Raw genomic sequence first — 18,977 nt, 5'->3', positions numbered from 1 at the left:
GATGCCGAATTACGCAATGCCGGGCGTGGCTGTCGATCGCCGCCGCTCGATGGTCGTCGGCGCGGTCGCGCTCGGACTGGTGGTGGTCCTCGGGCTGGGCACGCTGCTGTACCGCTCGCAGAAATCCGAGGAGGGCATAGCCGTCTCCCTGCGCACCGAGCAGATCGGCGACGGCGTGCTGGTCGGCACCGATGTGCGGATCAACGGCGTGCTGATCGGCAAGGTCACCGAGATCTCGCCCGACCTCAGGGGTACGCAGCGAATCGACTTGCGACTGGACGATTCCCGGCTCTTCGGTCTGGACGACAGCCTGCTGGTGGATTACGCCCCCGCGAACCTTTTCGGCATCAGCGAGATCGATCTGCGCAAGGGGCCGGGCGGCGCTCCGCTGCGCAGCGGGACCACGATCGACCTCACCGGCGGCAACGCCACCGCGGTGTACGACGCCACCATGGGTTCGATCCTGCGCAGCATGTCGCAGGTCGGCGGTTCGGTGCTGACACCGCAGATGGCCTCGGTCATCGCGCAGGCCGCGGCCGACACCAAGGCGCTCACCCCGCTGGTGCAGGCCCTGATCACCGCGCAGACCACCATCGCGAACAACCAGAAGATGCCGCTGTCGCAGCTGTTCGGCGAACTCGGCCCGGCCTTCGACGGCGGCGGCCGATTCGCGGGCGCCACAGTGCAGGTGGTCGATCTGCTGCGCAGTATTCAACGCCTGCAACAGAATCGGGACTCCTACGATCAGGGTCTGGCCATCGTCACCGGCCAACTGCTGCCCGCGCTGTCGAACACGCTGGGCCAGGCCGGAACTCAGTTGTCCGGCGCCACCGACATGCTGGTGCCGGTGCTGACCGCGCTCACCCAGATGGTGCCGAATCCGCAGCAGTCCGGTATCGACCTGCGCGCGCTGCTCGAGCGACTGCGGGCGGCCATGCCGGACAACGGCCAGGGCCCGGTGCTGAACGTCGAGGTGGAACTGCGCGGCGTGCCCGGTATCGCGGTGCCGCTGCTGGGAGGTGCGCGATGAGCGTGAAGGGTGCCGCATGGCGGCTGGCGCTGTTCGCGGGCGTGATCGTGGTGGTGCTCATGTTGGTGCTGACCGCGATTCAGCGACCCGTGTCGGGCTCGACGCAGAACCACGACGCGCTGTTCGCCGATGCCAACGGCCTCAAGGTCGGCGATGACGTGCGCATGTACGGCGTGCAGGTCGGCAAGGTGAAGAGCATCGAACTGGAGGGCACGTCGGCGCGCGTGGGCGTGTCGGTCAAGACCGATGCCCCGGTGTACGACAACAGCAAGCTCGCCATCCGCTATCAGAATCTCACCGGGCAGCGGTACATCGATCTGCAGCAGCAGCCGCAGCCGGGTAACCGGATCGCGGCGGGCGCGCGGATCGACCTCGAGCACACGGTCCCGTCCTTCGACGTGACGAGCCTTTTCAACGGCCTGAAGCCGGTGCTGGCCACCATTTCTCCCGAGGCGATCAATCAGTTCAGCGCCAGCATGGTCGCCCTGATCGAGGGTGACGGCAGCGGTGTCGGACCGGCCATGGACGCCATCGGCAAGCTCGCCGCCCATGTGGACAACCGCCAGCAGGTGATCTGGACGCTGATCCGCAATATGTCGGATCTGTCGGACCGTCTGGCCGGTCGCGTGCACTACCTGGTGCCGCTGCTCGCCCAGCTGTCCGACATCTTCGAAGCCCTGCAGCAGAACATCGGCGGCCTGGCGCAGTTCGCGCTGACCGCGCCGTCGGTGCTGCGGCCGATCGACAATCTGCTGCGCACCCTGGGTATTTCCAGCGGTAGCGATGTGGACGCCCTGATCCGCCGGATCTTCCCCGACGCCAAGGAGGCGGTGGACGTGTTCACCCGTCTGCCCGCGGTGCTGGGTGCGGCCGACGCGTCGCTGCCGGCGAGCCCGAGTGGCTGGAAGCCGGTGTGCAGCAAGGGAAACGCCGATGTGCCATCCGTGGTGAAGGTGCTGATTTCGGGACAGCAGGTGGCGATATGCAACGGATGAGACTGCCTCGCCGGTTGTTCGGCGACGATCGGGTCGTCGACGAGGCCACCACCAAGCGGCGTGAGCTGCGACTCGGTGTGATCGGCGCGGTGCTGGTCGTGCTGGGCCTACTGGCCGCCGGTGCGCTGTACGTGATTCCGTTCGGCAAGCACACCTACACCGCCGAGCTGTCCGAGGCGCAGTCGGTGAAGGCCGGCGATGACGTGCGTGTCGCCGGTATCTCGGTCGGTGAGGTGAAATCGCTCGAGCTGATGCCGGACCGGGTGATCATGCGCTTCACCGTGAATTCCGATGTGTTCGTGGGGGACAAGAGCTCCCTGGACATCCGCATGCTCACCATCGTCGGCGGTCACTACGTGGCGCTGTTCCCGGCCGGTGACCGGGCGCTGGGTTCGCTCCCGATCCCCGTGGATCGAGTTCGCCTGCCCTACAGCCTGGTCGAGACGTTCCAGGACGCTGCCGCCCCGCTGGCGAAGATCGACGGCAAGTCCCTGAACCAGAACCTCGCCGCCCTGGGGGATTCGCTCGACGGCGCGCCGGACAGCCTGCGCACCACGCTGCGGACGGTGAGCAATTACGTGGACGCCCTGGATCGTCAACGCTCCCAGGTCTCCGATGCGGTCGCGGTGGCCGATGAGTACGTGACCATGTACGACGGCGCGAAGCGCGATCTGGGCCGTCTGATGGACAATGCGAATCTGCTGGTCACGGTGCTCGCGGACAAGCACACCGAGATGGCCGAGGCGCTGCGGCTGCTCAGCGACGTGGTCGGCCGTCTGGCCGGCGCGGCACCCGCGTGGGACGAATCGCTGAAGCCCAAGCTGAACGACGCCATCACCCAGCTCGAACAGCTGGGCGCGCGTTTTCAGCCGACTCTCGATGCCGCACAGGGACTTCAGAAGAAATTGTCCGACCTGGTGATCCCCGAGGACGGGGTGACGGTGGACCAGTCCGGCCAGACCGTGACGTTGCCGCAGGTGTGCATTCCGATGCCCGGGAAGGACTGCTGATGTTCAAGCGCATGCTCGGATCCCAGGCCTTCATGTCCATCGCCGGTGCGGTGCTGGTCGCGGTGCTCGCGGTGGTCGGCTACTTCCTCTACTTCGATCCGATGAAGAAGACGCAGGCGTACTGCGCGGTCATGCCCGATGCCGTCGGCCTGTACGTGGGCAACAAGGTGACCATGCGCGGAATCGCGGTGGGCACTGTCGATTCCATCGAATCCGACGGTCCCAAGGTGAAGGTCCAGTTCTCGGTGGACGCGAAAATTCCGGTGTACGCGGACGCCGCCGCCACCACGGTCGCCGATTCCATTGTGGCGGACCGGAATCTGGCGGTGCTGTTCAGCGGCAAGAACGCCGCGCACTGGGAGCCCTCCCGGTGCATCAGCAAGACCCTGACGCCCAAGAGCATCACCGAGACGCTGACCGCGCTCGCGGATCTGTCCGCGCAACTGCAGCAGGCCTCGGCTCCGGACGCGCTCGAGCGCGGGCTGTCCGGCCTGGACGCCGCCACCGCCGGCGCCGGACCGCAGATCAACGCGATCGTGAAGAAGCTGGGTTCGGCTCTGGCGCAACCGGATGCGGACATCGGACATCTGGTGGGCATCTTCGACGCCTTCGCCTCGGTCGGTGAGAAGGTCGAGCAGCACTGGGGCGATCTGCGTTCCATGCTGCTGCGCCTGGCCCCCGCGCTGAACGACGCGAGCACCGAATTGATCGGTCCCGGTGCGGAATTGATCGATCGCCTCGGTGAGGCGCTGCCCATGCTCAACGATCTGGTGACCATCGTCGGTGATCCGATCATGCGCGCGCTGGACGACACCCTCCCGCTGGTGCGCCTGCTGCGCGCCAATGTCGGCTCGCTCTCGGAGATCATGCTCAAGCTCCCGGCGGTCACGAACGCCGCGCAGTCGCTCATGGGTTCGGGCATGACCTACGGTTCCCCGCGCGCGGCCCTGCCCGCGCCGCAGGCCGAGCAGGTATGCGCGGCCGTGAACGCCCTGCAGCCCGGTGGCTGCGCGACCGCCGCGGACGGTCTGGTGAACGTGCCGCTGGTACCGCTCGTCCTCGGAATGGCAGGAACGCGATGAGATTCGGACGCTGGGAATTCCGGCTCGACACCGATGCGGCGGGCCCGTCGACATCCCGCTCCGCGCGACCGTCGACCGTCCGGCGCGCCGGCGCCGCCGTGCTGGCCGCGGGTCTGCTCGCGGGTATCGGCGGCTGTGCCTTCGACCCGTCCTCGGTCCCGGTCCCCGGCACCACGGTCTCGGGTCCGACCTATCGCGTGCACATCGAGTTCGGCAATGTCCTGAACCTGCCCGCCCGCGCCAAGGTGATCGCGAACGGCGCCCAGGTGGGCACGGTTCTCGGTGTGCGCGTGGTGGATTCGGCGCATTCGAACGGCCGCGGCGGATTCGTCGTGGTGGACGCGGAGATCTCCACCAGGGTGCAGCTGCCCACCACGACCGTGGCCGAGCTGCGCCAGAACACCGTCCTGGGCGATATCCACCTGGCGCTGACCACCCCGCCCGACGGCTTCTCCTCGCTGCTGAAGGACGGCGGCACCATCCCCCAGGAGCGCACCCGCCCGCCGGTTCAGCTCGAGGACACCATGGCCGCGCTGGCCGCCTTCACCCAGGGCGGCGCGGTGAATCAGTTGCAGGACATCATCGAGCGCTTCAACGCGGTGCTGCCCCAGGACCCGAACGAGACCAAGCGCATCGCGCAGAACGCGGCGGGCAACGCGATCGATCTGGCCGCGAACCTGGACTCGGTGGACAGCCTGCTCAACGGACTCGGTGTGAACGCACAGGTGCTGCACGATCGCGTCGACTACCTGGATCACGAACTGAGTCAGGAGTCGGTGGACACCCTGGTCGGGGTCACCAACTCGATTCGCGGTGTGGCACAGATCTTCACGGTGCTGGGTCAGCTCGGCACCTCGCTGGCGTGGTTGGGCCCGGTGGCGAGTTCCGGTGATGCCGCCGTGCAGGCGTTCGCGCCGCTGGCCGTGTCGGGCAGGCCGCTGGATCTCTCGGTGCCCTCGAACCTGACGCTGCTGGTCTCGCTGTTGCGGGACAAGCTGATTCCGTTCGTCGAACAGGGCCCGAAGGTGAATATCACCGGCGTGCACACGGATTCAGTGTCTCGGGACGATCAGGTCACCAATATTCTGGCCGGCCTGCGCATGATCGGAGCGGTGCGATGAAATGGGGTCCCCTGGCGTCGCTGGGCGGCATCGCCGCCGTCACGGTGGTGAGCGCGACCTACCTGACCTTCGGCGTGGTGCGCGCGGATCCGTTCGCGGAGTACACCAGCGGTTCGATGGTGCTGGCGAATTCCGGTGGCCTGAGCGTGGGTTCGCCGATTCTGCTGACCGGCATGCGGGTCGGCAAGGTCACCTCGGTGCAGGGCGATGCTCGCGGTATCGAGGTGGCATTCCGGATCGACGCCGACCGCAAGCTTCCGACCGACAGCGTGATCAGCATCGAGCAGCTCTCCGCGCTGGGTGAGCCGTATGTGGAGTTCCGGCCCAAGACCGGCGGTGGCCCGTACCTGCGCGACGGGCAGCGCCTGGACACCGCCACGGTGACCTCGCCGCTCTCGATTCCCGCGGTGTCGCGCCTGGTCAACAAGGTCATGAACCAGCTCGATCCGAAGGTGGCGGCCTCGCTGGCTGACACCCTCGGCACCGCCTTCCACGACACGGATTCGGCCATGCCGCGGTTGACCCGCGCCGGTGATCTGCTGGCCGCCGCCATCATGAGCCGGGAACCCAAGATCGCACAGCTACTCAACAGCTTCCAGGTCGCGGCCTCGAACATGGACGGGATGGGCGCCGCGACAGCGACGGCCGCACCGGCGTTCCTGCAGTTCGAGCAGTCCCTCGAAGCGCTGGTCGATGCGGTCGGTAGACTGGTGGACCGTGCCCCCGGCCCACAGGTCTACGTGGACGGCAACGGCCTGGCACCCTTCCTGGCGAAGCTGACCGACTGGTTGCAGCAGGCCGGACCCGAATTGAAGACTCTCGCCCCCGCATTGGCGCCCCTCGCGGATGCCGCGCGCACGGCCGGACCCCAGATCAATATCAGCAGCCTGATCTCGCAGGCGCTCGCGAACACCGGTGACGGTGCCGTGCGCGTGCAGGTCGACGTCAAGTAATACCCCCCGGAGAAGAAGGAGAAGCGGATGTCTCAGGACACCGAGCCGAAGCGGGCAGTCGACGCGGAGGCCACCGCTGTCTCCGCCACGGCGACCCCGAAGGTCGACATCGAGAAGACCGGCACCGAGACGACCGACACCGAGAAGACGGCCCCGCGGGCCGAGGCCCCGGCCGCGAAGACCGTCTCGCTGAAGCTGTCCACACTCGGTCTCATGGCCGCCGCGGCGGTGCTGCTGATCGCGGTGGTCACGACCACCTCCCTGTGGCTCTCGGCCCGCGGCGACGTGCGCGACTCCGAGGCGGCGGTCGCCGACGACAAGCACGCCGAGCAGGTCGCCACCGACTACGCGATGGGCGCGGCCAACCTGAACTACGCGGACTTCAACGCCTGGACCGCGCGGCTCAAGGCCAACACGACCCCGACCCTGGCCGGCAAGTTCGACGCCACGTCGTCCAAGTTGCAGGAGATCCTGGTCCCGCTGAAGTGGACCTCGAGCCCGACGCTGCTGAGTTCGCAGGTGATCACCCGCGACAACGGCGTCTACAAGGTCAATGTCTATCTGAACGTCAACTCCACCAATGCGCAGAATCCCGACGGCGTGCTGACCACCATCTACTACACGGTGAACGTCGATCCGAAGAACGACTGGAAGGTCACCGACGTCGGCGGCATCGACCTGCCGCTGCCCAAGCAGTAGTCCACGCTCCCGGTTCCCTCTTCCGAGGGGACCGGGTGCCCGGTATCATCGCGCGCGCTCGCTTCATCACCTGGAGGACATGTGCCCGCGAATCCCACTGCCGCCGAACTGCTGGCGACCGTCGAAGCCTCTCCGCGCGCGGTGGGGGCGCACGACCGCACCGCCTGGGTCGATCTGTTCGCCGGGAACGGCAGCGTCGAAGACCCGGTCGGCTCGCGTCCGCACGTGGGCCGGGCCGCGATCGAGCGGTTCTACGACACCTTCATCGGGCCCAACGGGATCGCCTTCGACGTGGCCAACGACGTGGTGTGCGGCACAACCGTCTTCCGTGATCTGACCATCGCCACCACCATGTCGACCGGTGTCACCCTGCACGTGCCCATGCATCTGCGCTACGACCTGGCCGAGGTGGAAGGCACACTGAAAATTGTTGCGCTGCGGGCGCATTGGGAGCTGGCGGGCATGATCGGTCAACTGCTGGGCTCGGGCGTTGGGGGCCTGGTGGCCGGCGCGAAGCTCGGACCGCAGCTGATCGGCAATCAAGGTATCGGCGGCGCACTGGGTTTCATGCAGGGCCTGCGCGGTGTCGGCGCGGCCGGTCGCCGTGCGGCGGGCAGTCTGCTGGACGCGGTGGGTCGCGGCGAGGTTCCGGCCATGCGCAGCGCGCTCGCCCCGGTGCCGCGCCTGGGGTGGGGGACCGACGGCGTGATGTCGCTGGAGGACTTCACCACTCGCGCCAAGGGTCTGCGCTGGAGCAAGCCGATCGCGGGTGGGCGCACCGTGACGGCCACCGTCGACACCCGCGACGGCCGCGGTGTCGCGCAGCTGGACTTCACCGATCGCGGCACCCGCGTGGAATCGGTCCGCATCTTCGTGTAGCCGGGCTGAATCCTCGTGTAGCCGGGCTGAATCGAGCGCGCGGCCGAATCAGCTTCCGCCGCGCGGTTTTCCGGCTCTGTGGAGTCAGTCTCTCTTGCCGAAGAGCTCGGCCACGGCATCACCTTTGCTGAAGGTGGTGCCCCCGGCGGATCCGACTACCTTGCCGCCCACGCTGATCAGCCACTGCCCGCACACGCATCGCGAATACTGCACGGCGCGATGGGAGGACACCGGAGTCGGAGAGGGCCAAGCGCAGGAAGGGCATTCGGCGATCATCGACCCATAGTGCGTGCGCGCCGGGTCACTTCGTCGGATCGACACGCGTCGTCACGCAAACTCTATGCGGCGTTTGACTCTTACGTCCCTGCTCGCGCCGTCACGCCGTCCGCTCGAGCTGTGACACCCGCGACCACTGCCGCCGCGCCCTCAGCTCGCACCCGTCCGCCCCTTGCGGACGGCGCTGGGCGTCGCCCCCCACCACCGCTGTGCGCACCGGGTGAAGGTCGACTGCTCGGACAACCCGATCAGCGAGGCCACCTGACTCATCGGCATGTCGGTGGTGGTGAGGTAGCGCCGCGCCTCGGTCCGGCGCACCTCGTCCAGCACGGCCGCGAACGTGGTCCCCTCGGCGGCCAGTCGTCGCTGCAGGGTCCGCGGATGGACGGTGAGCAGCCGTGCGACGGCGCCGATTTCGGGCGCCGCGGTCCCGAGCAACTTCTGCAGCGTGGTGCGCACGCGCGGCGCGATCGCCCCCGCCTCGCTGCCGGACTGCTCGGCCAGAAATGCCATCGCGAGCCGGTGCAGGTTCTCGTCCCCGCCGGACAGCGATCGATTGGCCAGGCTGCTCGGCACCCGCAGCAGCGCGACAGGCCGCTCGATGCGCACGGGCGCGCCGAAGAATTCCTCGTACACCTGAATCGGCGCGGCGGGCCGATAGGGCAGTTCCACCGAGCGCAGTCCGTATCGCTCCTCGGCGAGTCGCTGAATCGCCCTGTGCACGAACGCCAGTCCGACATCGGTGCCCTGCACGGGCGTCGGCAGTCCGGGCGCGCTGACGCCGTACCGCAGCGCGACCACGCCGCGATCACCGTAGGGGTCGGGCCCCATCGTGAGACTCAGCGAGCGCGCGTGCACGAACAGGTATCGCGAGGTGCACTCGAGCACCCCGGCGAGGGTGGGCGAGTTCCGGATCGCGAGCGCGAGCGGCCCGAGCATGTCCAGTTCTTGCCGCCGGGCCATGCGCAGTCCGAGATCGGGGCAGTCGAGCCGATGCGCGGCCAGTTCCAGCGCCGCGCCCACGGCCTGGTCCGGCACCAGCAGATCGTCCGTGTCGAGCGCGGCGACCGGCAGCCCGCAGGCGGTGACCAGTTCTTCGGCGTCGCCGCCGAGCTCGGACACCGTGGCGCGGAAGCCGCGCAGTCCCGCGGACCTGATCACCGACACGGCGGCCTCCGCACCATCATGTCGTACAGAATCAAATACTTGTCGTGCAGAGTCAAGAAAGGACCTTCCACCCGGAACAGACTGGAGACCATGAACGCCGCGACCTCGACCCAGTCCGAGCCCGTAGATGCCCCCGCCGAGCATCTCGACGTGGTGATCGTCGGCGCCGGACTCTCCGGCATCGGCGCGGCCTACCGTCTTCAGGCCGAACACCCGGGTCGCAGCTACGCGGTCCTCGAGTCGCGCGCCGCGCTGGGCGGCACCTGGGACCTGTTCAAGTACCCCGGCATCCGCTCGGACAGCGACATGTTCACCCTCGGCTATCCCTTCAAGCCGTGGCGCGACGCCAAATCCATCGCCGACGGCCCGTCGATCCTGCGGTACATCACCGAGACCGCCGCGGAGAACGGCATCGACCGGCACATCCGCTACAACACCAAGGTCATCGGCGCGGCCTGGAACAGCGGCGCCTCGCGCTGGACCCTGACCCTCGCGCAGACCACCCCCGAGGGCGTCGAAACCCGCACGCTCACTTGCGGATTCCTCTACTCGTGCTCCGGCTACTACAACTACGAGCAGGGCCACTCCCCGCAATTCCCGGGTATCGAGAACTTCTCCGGGACCGTCGTGCACCCGCAGTTCTGGCCGGAGCAGCTGGACTACGCCGGGAAGAAGGTCGTGGTCATCGGCAGCGGCGCGACCGCCGTCACCCTGGTGCCCGCCATGGCCGAGCGGGCCGAGTTGGTCACCATGCTGCAGCGCAGCCCCACCTGGATCTCCGCGGTCCCCGGCCGGGACAAGATCGCCGACTCGATTCGCGAGAAGCTGCCGCCGAAACTGGCGCACCGCGTCATCCGCACCAAGAACATCCTCTTCAATATCGGCTTCTACCAGTACTGCCGCCGTCGCCCGGAGTCCGCGCGCAAGATGCTCACCGGCCTCACCACGCGAATCCTCAAGGACGAGAGCCTGGTTGCCGAGCACTTCACCCCGTCCTACAACCCGTGGGATCAGCGCCTGTGCGCGGTGCCGGACGCCGACTTCTTCAAGGCCATGCGCAAGGGCAAGGCCGAGGTCGTCACCGATCACATCGAAAGCTTCGTGCCCGAAGGGATTCGGCTGAAGTCCGGCCGGGTCCTCGAGGCCGACGTGGTGGTCACCGCCACCGGTCTGCAACTGCTGGCCTTCGGCGGTATCGAGCTCACCGTGGACGGCACCCCGGTGAACCTCGCCGACGAGTTCGTCTGGCAGGGCACCATGCTCACCGGCGTCCCGAACTTCGCGGTCTGCATCGGCTACACCAACGCCTCCTGGACCCTGCGCGCCGACCTCTCCTCCCGACTGGTGTGCAAGGTGCTGGGATTCATGGATCGCCAGGGTTTCTCGGCGGTCGTGCCGCGACCGGAGCGGACGCTGAACGAACGGCCGCTGCTGGATCTGGCGTCCGGCTACGTGCAGCGCTCGATCGCCGCCTTCCCGCGCCAGGGCGACCGGCACCCGTGGCAGGTGCGCCAGAACTACCTGCTGGACGCGGCCACCACCATGCGCACCGACTTGAGCAAAACCCTGCGCCCGGTGCCGATGAGCAAGACCCTGCAGCAGGTCTCCTGACACCGGGCTCGATACCATCGGGCCCATGAGTCTGTCGCGCACGACGGTGGCGGCCGCGGCCGCCGCGGTTCTGGGATCGATCTGCTGGCAGTTCCCCGCCACCGCGCTCGCGGACACGGCGTCCGTCGCCGCGGCGCAAGCGCCCGAGGCTGCCGCGCCGGCGCCCGTCGCGGCGCGCGATCTCTGGACGGTCCCGGCCGCACCCGCGGACTCCGCGTCGCTGATCGTGGCCTACAGCTTCGGCAATCGCATTCCGGCGGGCGTGGATCCGGCCCGCACCGTCGGCGAGCCCGGACCGGTGAACGCCGCCCTGGCCTCGACGGTGATGGCCGTGCGCGGGGACCGCGACCTCCCGGTGTACGCGCAGACCGAGATCGCCGAGGTGCTGAAGTCCCGCTACGGCCTGACCGATGTGATCACCATCGATCCCCGGCGCGATCCCGACGGCACCCTGGTCTACCTGTCCACGGACGGGGTGGCCGCCGAGATCGCCGCACTGCGCGGCAGCGCCGTGGCGACCGACCGCGCCGCCGTGGTGGCTTTCGGCGATCATCTGTGGCGCGCCACCGCGACCACCGCCGAGCACGGCTTCGACGCCTTTGCGCCCCAGGGCATCCCGATGCCGAACCAGTACGATCCGGAGTCCGGTCAGCTCTGGACGCGCAGCCCGCTGCTGTACCTGCCCACCGATTTCGCCGGCCGCCTCGCCCTGCTCTGAGCCAGATCCACCGACACACCGGTCCTGCCCGTGCGAGGCATGAGGGTTCGTTCATCGCCGCGCCGGTGCGTGCGATGCTGACCCCACCCGCATCGCCGAGCGCGTGCGGTAGCCGAACCGAGGGGGTGGCCGTGGCATCGGAGGGTGAGTTCCTGCGCCTCGCGCCGGAGTCGGAACCACCCCTGGCGCCGTGCCGCCCGGGCCGGGCCGCCGCCACCCCGCCCCGATCGCGCGCGGCCGGCGGTCCGCTCGCCGAGCAGGTTCCGCCGAGCCGTAATACAGTGTCAGGACGCTCCGGAACCGTTGTCCTGCAACGGGTATTGCGAGCTTCGCACGCTGCGAAGGCCCGCACTCCGAGCGCCTGCGGCGAACCGGCGTCGGCCGCACGCCAATTCGCGGGCATGGTCGTCCGGGTGGCGCTGGAGGTACTCGACGGGCGCCGTCCCGCGGCGCAATTGCGCCTTTCCGCGGATCCCGCGGTGATCGCCGCCCTGGGTACGCTGGTCGCGGCGGGCGCTCCCGGCCGCGCGCACGGCGTCGCGACGCTCACCAGGCTCGATGTGATGATGTCGGCGCCCGGCATCGGGGAAGTGTGCGCGGGATACGACCGGGGAACGCGACATTTCGCACTTGCCGCCCGTATTGTGCGCGGTCGTTCCGGGTGGCGCTTGACCGCATTCCGGGTCTGCTGAAGACCATCTGGTCTCTGCGGTAATAGCTAAATAGTCTGATCTCTCCCAATTTCATTCGTGCCTGGTTTGAAACCTAACTCCCACGGCATTAGCATTTCGGCGAATAGCGTCACCTCATACGCGGAAGGGCAGTTCATGGCTAAGAAAGTCACCGTAACTCTGGTTGACGACTACGACGGCGAATCCAAGGCCGACGAGACCGTCTTTTTCTCGATCGACGGGAACGAATACGAGATCGACCTGTCGGTCAAGAACGCCGGCAAGCTGCGGGAGTCCTTGGAGCCGTGGGCGGACAAGGCTCGCAAGGTGGGTCGCGCCACCAAGCGTAAGGCGACGACGGTCGGAGGCCGGACCCGTCCGGCCGTCGACCGGGAGGAGAGCACCGCGATCCGTGAGTGGGCGCGCGCTCAGGGCCACCAGGTTTCCTCGCGCGGCCGTATCCCGGCCGAGATCGTCGAGGCGTACCAGCGGGCGAAGTAATTCCGGACGGCAATTTCCCGTCCGCGTGAATTCGAGAGCCGGTGATCTGTGATCACCGGCTTTCCGCATTCCGGACCGGTCGGCTAGGCGGCTCTGAGCAGCGCACTTCCGGTTTCCGGCAACTCCGACCGGATTCGTTCGAGCAACTGCCGGGCCCGATCGCGATGAACCGCCGCCGCGTCGAAGTCCCCGTTCGCTTCCGCCAGCGCGCCGAGTACCGCATCCACCGGACCGAACTCGGCCATCCCGGTTTCGACGCCGATCACGGTTCCGGAGTGCGGGGCGAGAAATTCGTACAGTGATCCGATCGCCGCGTCGTCGCCGAGCGCGATGGCGGTGCGAGCCCGCATGGCCGACATGAGGACGGGATACGGTCCGTCGGTCGGATCGGTCCGATCGAAGACCGCGCGGGCGCGCTCGTGTTCCCCCGCGTGCAGCAGGGCGAGCGCGTACGCCTGCGACATCGTGCTCGGCAGCGTCACGGCCGCGTCGGCCAGCCGATTCGCCAGCGCCGAGAGATCATCGCGTGCCCACCCGATCGCCACCTCGCAGAACAGTTGCGCCTCTTCGACATTGGAGGTCCCGGCGCGCGCGATCCGCTCACCGAAGCGCGCATACAGTCGCTCCGCCAGGTCGACGTCCCCGCGCAACAGTTCCATCGTCGCCGCGAAGCAGCTGACCAGATCCAGCAGCGGCTGCAGCTGGCCTTCGTCGGCGCATTCCACCGCGAACGCCGCGCGCCGCCCGGCCTCGCGCAGATCGGCCTGCGCCAGGGCCGTCCGATAGCCCAGATAGTGGGCCAGCGCCCCGTACTCGGCCAGGCTTTGTTTCATCGCGGCCTGTTCCAATTCCGCTGTGAGCGAGCGGAACTCGGGCCCGAAGTCGGATTCCAGGAAAGTCAGGGCATTGATCGCGGCGCACACCGATTCCGGGTCGTTCACCTCCCGGGCCAACTCCAGCGCCCAGCGCGCCATCCGCTGCCCGATCGCGTACTCGCTCAGACCCAGCTCGAACGTCGCGGTGACCAGCAGCCGGACCAGCATCTCGGGTGAGCCGTCGACCGGCCACACCGGGTTCTCCTCGTCCCAGGGCCATTCCGTCGCGGCCGCTGCCGCCGCCGCTTCGGGATCCGCCGCGTTCGCCGAGAGCGCCATCGAGTCGGCCGATACGACCGTGGCCCACGCGGAGTCGCTCAGAGCCGCCGGCCCCGCACCGGCCGCGACGATCAGCGGCCCGTACGGGGACATCATCCGATACGCCGGATCGGCTCCGGATCCGAACCTCCTCGACCCCGACCCTGACAGCGCCGCGGCGAACAGCGGCCGTGTCACCGCCTCGGTGACCCCGTAACGGGCGAGCGCGTGCGAAAGCGACTGCAGCATCCGGTGATCGGTGTCGCGCCACTCACGGGTCGGCCAGATGACCGGCGCGCGCCAGCAGGTCAGCGCGCGGTCGATGAGCGCGACGTCCGCGAGCCGGTCGGCGAGTTCGAGGGCGCGCCCGCGTGCGGCCCTGGCCTCGCGGTGCCTGTTGTCGTAGGCGAGCGCGGTGACCAGGGCGCACCGGTTGTCCAGCAACGCGATTCGATCGTCGCGATCCGCGTGCCCGGCATCGTGTCCGGCCATCTCGTGCAGTTCGACTGCGGCGCGCAGCAGCCTGACGGTCTCGCTGTGCATGCGCCGGTCCATGCGCAATCGCGCGGCCGCGCACACGTAGTCGATGGCGATCCGGGCGGTGTCGGCGCTCGCTCCCAGCATGGCGTGCCGGGCGAGCACGTCCGGATCGCGGGCCACCACCGGATACTCGTCGGCCAGCGATTCGAGTAGTTCCAAGGCGCCCCAGTGCATTCGACCGCGCCGCAGCGCCGGAACGCTCAGGTACACCGCGTCGCGGATCAGACTGTGCTCGAACGAGATGCTGCCGCTGCGTCCGGTGCCGACCAGCCCCGCGCTCTCGGCGGCGGCGACCAGATCGATGAGGGTGTCCTCGGCGATGCCCGAGCACAGCCCGAGAATGCCGAGCTCGATGCCCTCGCCCCAGATCGAGATGTGCCCCAGCACTTCCGCGACGCCCTCGGGCAGCTGTGCGATCCGGTCCTCGATGAGCTCCCGGATCGAATCGGGCACCTGATCGAGATTTCCCTGGGCGGCAGCCAATTTCGAGAGTTCCCGGACGAAAAGCGGGTTCCCCCCGGTGCGTTCGTGCAGCTGGGCCAGCAGCTCGTCGTCGATCGGCCGCAGTCCGGCCGCGAGCGCGGTCTGCCGGGTGCCCGCCAGATCCAGACCGCCGAGTTCCAGCCAGACCGCGGTGAGCTGGGCGAGCGCGGCGGCGGTGTTGTGCACGCCCGGCCCGGCCTCGGAACGCCGCGTGGTCACCAGCACGAGCACGGGTGCCTCCCGCAGCCAGTTGGTCACCTGGCGCAGCACCTGCAGGGTCGCGTTGTCGGCGCGATGCGCGTCCTCGAGCAACAGCACGACGGGCGCGGAAGTCGCCGCGCTCCTACATCGTTCGGCGATCGTCCGGGACAGGGTGAAGGCGTCGCCGGTGTGCGGCTGCGCGCCCGCCGAGGTTCCGGCGTCCAGGTCGGCGAGGATCTCCGACCACGCCCAGGCCATCGGCGCACCGTCGATCTCCGGGCAGCTCCCGCTCGCGATCGTCCATCCGGTCCCGGCCAGCGCCGACAGCGCGGTCTCGGCGAGGGTGGTTTTGCCGATGCCTGCCTCACCGGCCACCCAGGCCAGGCGCAGTCGCCCGCCTCGGACCTGCTCCGCGATGGACTGGAGTTCGGAGAGTTCGGCGGAATATCCTGTCGCAAAAGGTATGTCGGAGTCGCGCAGCGTGGCGGCGGGCGGGGGGTGCTGCACCGCCGGCGCCGGTCCGGCCTCGCCGCGCCGGGTGTCCGTCTGCCGCGGACTCGGGGGAGTGAGCTCCGTGGCGTGCGTGAGGATCGCCGTCTCCAGCCGACGCAGCGCCGGTCCCGGATCGACCCCGAATTCGGAGGCGAGGAATTCGCGAGACCGCCTGATGGTGGTGAGCGCCTCCAATTGCTGACCGAGCCGATACTGCGCCAATGCCAGCAGCCGAACCAGCCCCTCCCGCCCCGGGCGCTCCTCGAACAGCTGGCGCAATCCCAGCACCACTTCGCCGGAGCGGCCCAATTCGAGCTTGGTGTGCGCATCGAGTTCGACGGCGGTGAGATACAGATCGGTGAGTCGATTCGCCTCCGCGGCAGCCCAATCCGCACCGGCGAACGCCTCCAGCGCGGGACCGTGCCATTCGCTCATAGCGGTCTCGAGCAGGACCCGGCGCCGAACCGGGTCGGGGCGTGTTTCCGGATTGCTGATCAGTTCCTGATAGGTGCGCAACTGTTCTTCGAAGTGCCATGCGTCCACGGCGTTCTCGGCGATCTTCAAGGCATAACCGGATGATTCGGACACGATGAACCGGGACGGCGCCCGGCGTTGCCGATCGGGCTCGAAAAGCCGCCGGAGCGTGTGGATGTGCACCTGCAGGACGGCCGCCGCCTTGGCCGGCGGTTGCCCGGCCCACAGGTCCTCCACGAGGCGTTCGGTGCTGACCACCTGGCCTCGAGCGACGACGAGGCGGCCGAGAACCGCGCGCTGCATGGGGGTTCCGAGAGCGGCGTCACGTCCGGAGACCGACAGGCGCAGGGGTCCGAGGACCCGCAGCTCCGCTCCCGTCATCGGCCCTCCTCGAAGCGCGAAAGCAAACCGGACGTTCGCCGCAAGAAGAGCACTATCTCGCAAAAAGTCCGAGACGCCAAAAGGTTGCTGAACAGTTGTCGAATAGTTATGAACCTCGCGTTCCACTCGACAGACCCCATGGTACGCAATCTAGTTCGTATAGCTAACGGTGTGCCGGTACCGCCCAACTCCACCGGAAGTGAACCGGAAGAGCCCTGACGGATACTTTCGGGTGGAAGCAACCTGAGGAAGGGGTTGGTTGGCATGGTTCAGAATTTCCCTCGGGGATACGGCGACGCCGGAGTCGAACCCGCGAGAGACGGACTGTACGTCGATCGCGATGGTGACATGTGGGAGAAGCAGGGCTACGGCTGGCGTCTCCTGCTGCAGCGCGGGGTGGCGGTCGATCCGATGTCCCTCTGGGATTGGGCCGAGGGGCATGTACGCGACTACGCGCCGTTCGCACCGGTGGTGGGCGCACGCTGAGCGATCCGGCCCGGCCTTCCTGGCCCCACCTGGTCAATCAGGTGAATCTGGGTTAACTTTTTGGCATGGAAGATCGCATCGCGTCATCGCTGCCGCTCGGCGACCTGCTGGCCGAGGGGCCGTTCCCGCCGCATCACGCGAACTGTTTCGGCTGCGGTCCCTCGAATCCCGCGTCGCCGCGGATCGCCTTCGAGCGGCGTGGTGACACCGTGGTCGGCACCTTCACCATGGACGAGCGTCATCAGGGCGCGCCGGGCGTCGCGCACGGCGGCATCGTCGCGGCGGCCCTGGACGAGGCCTCCGGCTCGGTCCTGATGCCCCTGCAACTGCCCGCCGTCACGGTGAACCTGGATGTCAATTTCGCCTCGCCCGCGCAGCTGCACCGAGAACTGATCGTCACTTCGGTGCTCAGCGGCCGGGAGGGTCGCAAACTCTTCATCGACACCGTGCTGACCGACGGCGACACCGTGATCGCCACCGGCCGAGCCATTTTCGTGGAGGTCACCGCCGCGCACTTCCAGCGCTACGGCGCGACCCCGGGCGAACTCTCCAGCGTCGGAGCATAATTCGCCCGGCGGCGACCTGATCCGGGCGTGATCGGACCGCCCGGATCACCCGAGTCGGCGGATATCGCCCCGCACCCGATAGAAACCGCCCCGCGCCGACTCGGACACCGAGTCCACCACGTACCGCATCCCCGCCTGCCGGATATCGCGCGGGAACTGCACGTTCCATCCGGACTGGTACCCCGGCGTCACCACGTGCACGCGCAGGTTCACCCCGTCCTGCACACACTCCACCACGATCCCGTCACCGGCCTCGGCCACCGATTCCACTGTGGTGCTGGGGATCACGGCCGACATCTGCGGAGCCTTCACCGACATCGTCTGCGGCAGCACCCCCTGCTCGGCGTCGTGAATGGCGCTCTCGCTCACGTCCAGGCAGGCCAGCGTGCCATTGGTGGTGACCAGGTACAGCTTCTCGTCGTGGTACTGCATGGAGTACGCCGACCCGCAACCGGTGCCCAGCTTCCAGACTCGGGTCCCCGCGGAGTCGAAGCAGTACACCGAGGAGTAGTTGTCCCCGGCGAACACGTAGCGCCCGTCGGGTGAAGTGGCGCAGGAGAATACGGCCGCGTCGCACTGGTACGCGCGATCGGCCTGCCCGTCCTTGGACACCATGCGCACCTGGTTGTGGCTGGTGCCCGCGTACACGGCGTCGGACTCCTGCCAGCCGAACAGCACCCCGCCTCCGGTGCGCACCTGCCACTGGTTGTTGCCGGTGGTGAGGTCGTACTTGGTGACGCCGTTCGAATGTCCGTGGTACACACCGCTGTCGTCGATGCGCACCATCCAGCCGGAGTTCCCGCTGCTGCGGCGCGTCCACAGCGACTCCTCCTCGTGGTCGATGACGGTGAGCCCGCCCTCGCAGTCCGAGACGCCGAGCGTGCCGTCGTGGATGTCGAGCCAGTAGATGTCCACATTGGTGGCGATGTCGTAGGCGGCGCGCGGCACCTTTCCTGACAGGTCGTACACCCGGCCGTCATCGCATCCGGCATAGATCCAGAAATCGTCGGCCACAATGCATTTCACGCCGTCGGGCAACCGGAATCGTCCGGTCACCTCGCCGCCGGGAGTCAGCGTGAACACATCGCCGTTCTCGTTGCCGACCCAGCAGCGGTTCTCGTCCACGAAGACGCCGAACGCGGCCGCGCCCGAGTCGAAGCTCCACAGCACCGGAGCGGATTTCGCGGTGGAGCGCTGGCTCACGATGGCGCGTCGCGTCACCGAGCGGCTCGCCCGCGCGCCCATCACGGCGGGCGCGTAGCCCTTGCGCACCTTCTCGCCGATCTTCTTGGCCGCCGCGGCCTGCGCTTTCGCCTCGGTGGCAAAGGAACTCACCTTCGCCTGTCCGGAGTCCCCGATCCGCCCGTACCGAATGGACACCTGGGTCCCGGTGACGATGACCTCGTAGAACTTGTGTGCCGACCCGCTGTCTTCCGACAGTTCCAGATAGGTGGTGACCCCGCCGCTCATACGTCCCGCTCCATGCTTGGCTCAACTCGATACGCCGC

The 18,977-nt window shown here is 68.1% G+C and carries 18 protein-coding genes; 14 read left to right on the top strand and 4 right to left on the bottom strand.

All coding sequences use genetic code 11. The features are described 5' to 3' along the window. The first annotated feature begins 1 nt into the window (after window position 1). The 8 genes from NJ1_RS31600 to NJ1_RS31565 all read left to right on the top strand — a co-directional run bounded on the left by NJ1_RS31600 (window position 2) and on the right by NJ1_RS31565 (window position 7,769). Window positions 2-1,030: an MlaD family protein gene (locus tag NJ1_RS31600; protein WP_067701748.1), complete on the top strand. Its 1,029-nt coding sequence runs from the start codon at window positions 2-4 to the stop codon at window positions 1,028-1,030. Next, the gene (locus NJ1_RS31595; protein WP_067701745.1) at window positions 1,027-2,025 is read left to right on the top strand and encodes an MlaD family protein; all 999 of its coding nucleotides are present in this window, start codon (window positions 1,027-1,029) and stop codon (window positions 2,023-2,025) included. The genes NJ1_RS31600 and NJ1_RS31595 overlap by 4 nt, the downstream gene beginning before the upstream one ends. Then, window positions 2,013-3,035: an MlaD family protein gene (locus NJ1_RS31590; RefSeq protein WP_245717671.1), complete on the top strand. Its 1,023-nt coding sequence runs from the start codon at window positions 2,013-2,015 to the stop codon at window positions 3,033-3,035. The genes NJ1_RS31595 and NJ1_RS31590 overlap by 13 nt, the downstream gene beginning before the upstream one ends. Beyond that, complete coding sequence (locus tag NJ1_RS31585) at window positions 3,035-4,117, top strand: MlaD family protein (protein WP_067701734.1); 1,083 nt, start codon at window positions 3,035-3,037, stop codon at window positions 4,115-4,117. The genes NJ1_RS31590 and NJ1_RS31585 overlap by 1 nt, the downstream gene beginning before the upstream one ends. After that, entirely contained in the window at window positions 4,114-5,238 is a 1,125-nt protein-coding gene (locus tag NJ1_RS31580) for an MlaD family protein (protein WP_084479063.1), read from the top strand. Before NJ1_RS31585 ends, NJ1_RS31580 begins: the two co-directional genes overlap by 4 nt. Then, on the top strand, window positions 5,235-6,191 hold the full coding sequence (locus NJ1_RS31575) for an MlaD family protein (RefSeq protein ID WP_067701730.1): 957 nt from the start codon (window positions 5,235-5,237) through the stop codon (window positions 6,189-6,191). The genes NJ1_RS31580 and NJ1_RS31575 overlap by 4 nt, the downstream gene beginning before the upstream one ends. 27 nt (window positions 6,192-6,218) lie before the next feature. After that, a complete protein-coding gene (locus tag NJ1_RS31570; RefSeq protein ID WP_067701727.1) occupies window positions 6,219-6,890 on the top strand; it encodes a hypothetical protein in 672 nt (223 codons plus the stop codon). An 81-nt stretch (window positions 6,891-6,971) separates the two neighbouring features. Beyond that, window positions 6,972-7,769: a nuclear transport factor 2 family protein gene (locus NJ1_RS31565; protein WP_067701724.1), complete on the top strand. Its 798-nt coding sequence runs from the start codon at window positions 6,972-6,974 to the stop codon at window positions 7,767-7,769. A gap of 84 nt (window positions 7,770-7,853) precedes the next feature. Here NJ1_RS31565 and NJ1_RS40900 read toward each other — a convergent pair whose 3' ends face one another. Beyond that, on the bottom strand, window positions 7,854-7,982 hold the full coding sequence (locus tag NJ1_RS40900; RefSeq protein ID WP_281202232.1) for a hypothetical protein: 129 nt from the start codon (window positions 7,980-7,982) through the stop codon (window positions 7,854-7,856). 213 nt (window positions 7,983-8,195) lie between these two features. Next, entirely contained in the window at window positions 8,196-9,212 is a 1,017-nt protein-coding gene (locus NJ1_RS31555) for an AraC family transcriptional regulator (RefSeq protein WP_067701720.1), read from the bottom strand. 90 nt (window positions 9,213-9,302) lie between these two features. On the opposite strand from NJ1_RS31555, the gene NJ1_RS31550 reads away from it, so the two are divergent. The 4 genes from NJ1_RS31550 to NJ1_RS31535 all read left to right on the top strand — a co-directional run bounded on the left by NJ1_RS31550 (window position 9,303) and on the right by NJ1_RS31535 (window position 12,713). Then, window positions 9,303-10,823: a flavin-containing monooxygenase gene (locus NJ1_RS31550; protein ID WP_067701710.1), complete on the top strand. Its 1,521-nt coding sequence runs from the start codon at window positions 9,303-9,305 to the stop codon at window positions 10,821-10,823. 25 nt (window positions 10,824-10,848) lie between these two features. Beyond that, on the top strand, window positions 10,849-11,541 hold the full coding sequence (locus NJ1_RS31545; protein ID WP_067701707.1) for a hypothetical protein: 693 nt from the start codon (window positions 10,849-10,851) through the stop codon (window positions 11,539-11,541). Between the two features lie 131 nt (window positions 11,542-11,672). Next, the gene (locus NJ1_RS39465) at window positions 11,673-12,233 is read left to right on the top strand and encodes an Rv3235 family protein (RefSeq protein ID WP_157574394.1); all 561 of its coding nucleotides are present in this window, start codon (window positions 11,673-11,675) and stop codon (window positions 12,231-12,233) included. A gap of 135 nt (window positions 12,234-12,368) precedes the next feature. Beyond that, entirely contained in the window at window positions 12,369-12,713 is a 345-nt protein-coding gene (locus NJ1_RS31535) for a histone-like nucleoid-structuring protein Lsr2 (RefSeq protein WP_067701702.1), read from the top strand. An 83-nt stretch (window positions 12,714-12,796) separates the two neighbouring features. Here the strand turns inward: NJ1_RS31535 and NJ1_RS31530 are convergent, their stop codons facing one another. After that, window positions 12,797-16,417, bottom strand: a complete 3,621-nt coding sequence (locus tag NJ1_RS31530) for an ATP-binding protein (RefSeq protein WP_067701700.1) — start codon at window positions 16,415-16,417, stop codon at window positions 12,797-12,799. Window positions 16,418-16,681: 264 nt separating this feature from the next. Between NJ1_RS31530 and NJ1_RS31525 the strand changes: the two genes are divergently transcribed. Both NJ1_RS31525 and NJ1_RS31520 read left to right on the top strand, forming a co-directional pair. Beyond that, on the top strand, window positions 16,682-16,903 hold the full coding sequence (locus NJ1_RS31525; RefSeq protein ID WP_067701697.1) for a hypothetical protein: 222 nt from the start codon (window positions 16,682-16,684) through the stop codon (window positions 16,901-16,903). A 65-nt stretch (window positions 16,904-16,968) separates the two neighbouring features. Next, a complete protein-coding gene (locus NJ1_RS31520; RefSeq protein WP_067701694.1) occupies window positions 16,969-17,469 on the top strand; it encodes a PaaI family thioesterase in 501 nt (166 codons plus the stop codon). 45 nt (window positions 17,470-17,514) lie between these two features. On the opposite strand, the gene NJ1_RS31515 is transcribed toward NJ1_RS31520, so the two are convergent. Continuing rightward, window positions 17,515-18,939: a WGR domain-containing protein gene (locus tag NJ1_RS31515; protein WP_067701691.1), complete on the bottom strand. Its 1,425-nt coding sequence runs from the start codon at window positions 18,937-18,939 to the stop codon at window positions 17,515-17,517. Between the last annotated feature and the right edge of the window lie 38 nt (window positions 18,940-18,977).

The organism is Nocardia jejuensis NBRC 103114 (genome assembly GCF_001613145.1).
Taxonomy (GTDB): domain Bacteria; phylum Actinomycetota; class Actinomycetes; order Mycobacteriales; family Mycobacteriaceae; genus Nocardia; species Nocardia jejuensis.
This window is presented reverse-complemented; position numbering and strand designations above follow the sequence as displayed.

What these genes read in the sequence shown, in the direction of transcription:
- NJ1_RS31570 (WP_067701727.1), top strand. Translation starts at nt 6,219, where the DNA reads ATGTCTCAGGACACCGAGCCGAAGCGGGCAGTCGACGCGGAGGCCACC.
- NJ1_RS31525 (WP_067701697.1), top strand. Translation starts at nt 16,682, where the DNA reads ATGGTTCAGAATTTCCCTCGGGGATACGGCGACGCCGGAGTCGAACCC.
- NJ1_RS31600 (WP_067701748.1), top strand. Translation starts at nt 2, where the DNA reads ATGCCGAATTACGCAATGCCGGGCGTGGCTGTCGATCGCCGCCGCTCG.
- NJ1_RS31530 (WP_067701700.1), bottom strand. Translation starts at nt 16,417, where the DNA reads ATGACGGGAGCGGAGCTGCGGGTCCTCGGACCCCTGCGCCTGTCGGTC.
- NJ1_RS31580 (WP_084479063.1), top strand. Translation starts at nt 4,114, where the DNA reads ATGAGATTCGGACGCTGGGAATTCCGGCTCGACACCGATGCGGCGGGC.
- NJ1_RS31585 (WP_067701734.1), top strand. Translation starts at nt 3,035, where the DNA reads ATGTTCAAGCGCATGCTCGGATCCCAGGCCTTCATGTCCATCGCCGGT.
- NJ1_RS31545 (WP_067701707.1), top strand. Translation starts at nt 10,849, where the DNA reads ATGAGTCTGTCGCGCACGACGGTGGCGGCCGCGGCCGCCGCGGTTCTG.
- NJ1_RS31595 (WP_067701745.1), top strand. Translation starts at nt 1,027, where the DNA reads ATGAGCGTGAAGGGTGCCGCATGGCGGCTGGCGCTGTTCGCGGGCGTG.
- NJ1_RS31520 (WP_067701694.1), top strand. Translation starts at nt 16,969, where the DNA reads ATGGAAGATCGCATCGCGTCATCGCTGCCGCTCGGCGACCTGCTGGCC.
- NJ1_RS31535 (WP_067701702.1), top strand. Translation starts at nt 12,369, where the DNA reads ATGGCTAAGAAAGTCACCGTAACTCTGGTTGACGACTACGACGGCGAA.
- NJ1_RS31590 (WP_245717671.1), top strand. Translation starts at nt 2,013, where the DNA reads ATGCAACGGATGAGACTGCCTCGCCGGTTGTTCGGCGACGATCGGGTC.
- NJ1_RS31550 (WP_067701710.1), top strand. Translation starts at nt 9,303, where the DNA reads ATGAACGCCGCGACCTCGACCCAGTCCGAGCCCGTAGATGCCCCCGCC.
- NJ1_RS31575 (WP_067701730.1), top strand. Translation starts at nt 5,235, where the DNA reads ATGAAATGGGGTCCCCTGGCGTCGCTGGGCGGCATCGCCGCCGTCACG.
- NJ1_RS31515 (WP_067701691.1), bottom strand. Translation starts at nt 18,939, where the DNA reads ATGAGCGGCGGGGTCACCACCTATCTGGAACTGTCGGAAGACAGCGGG.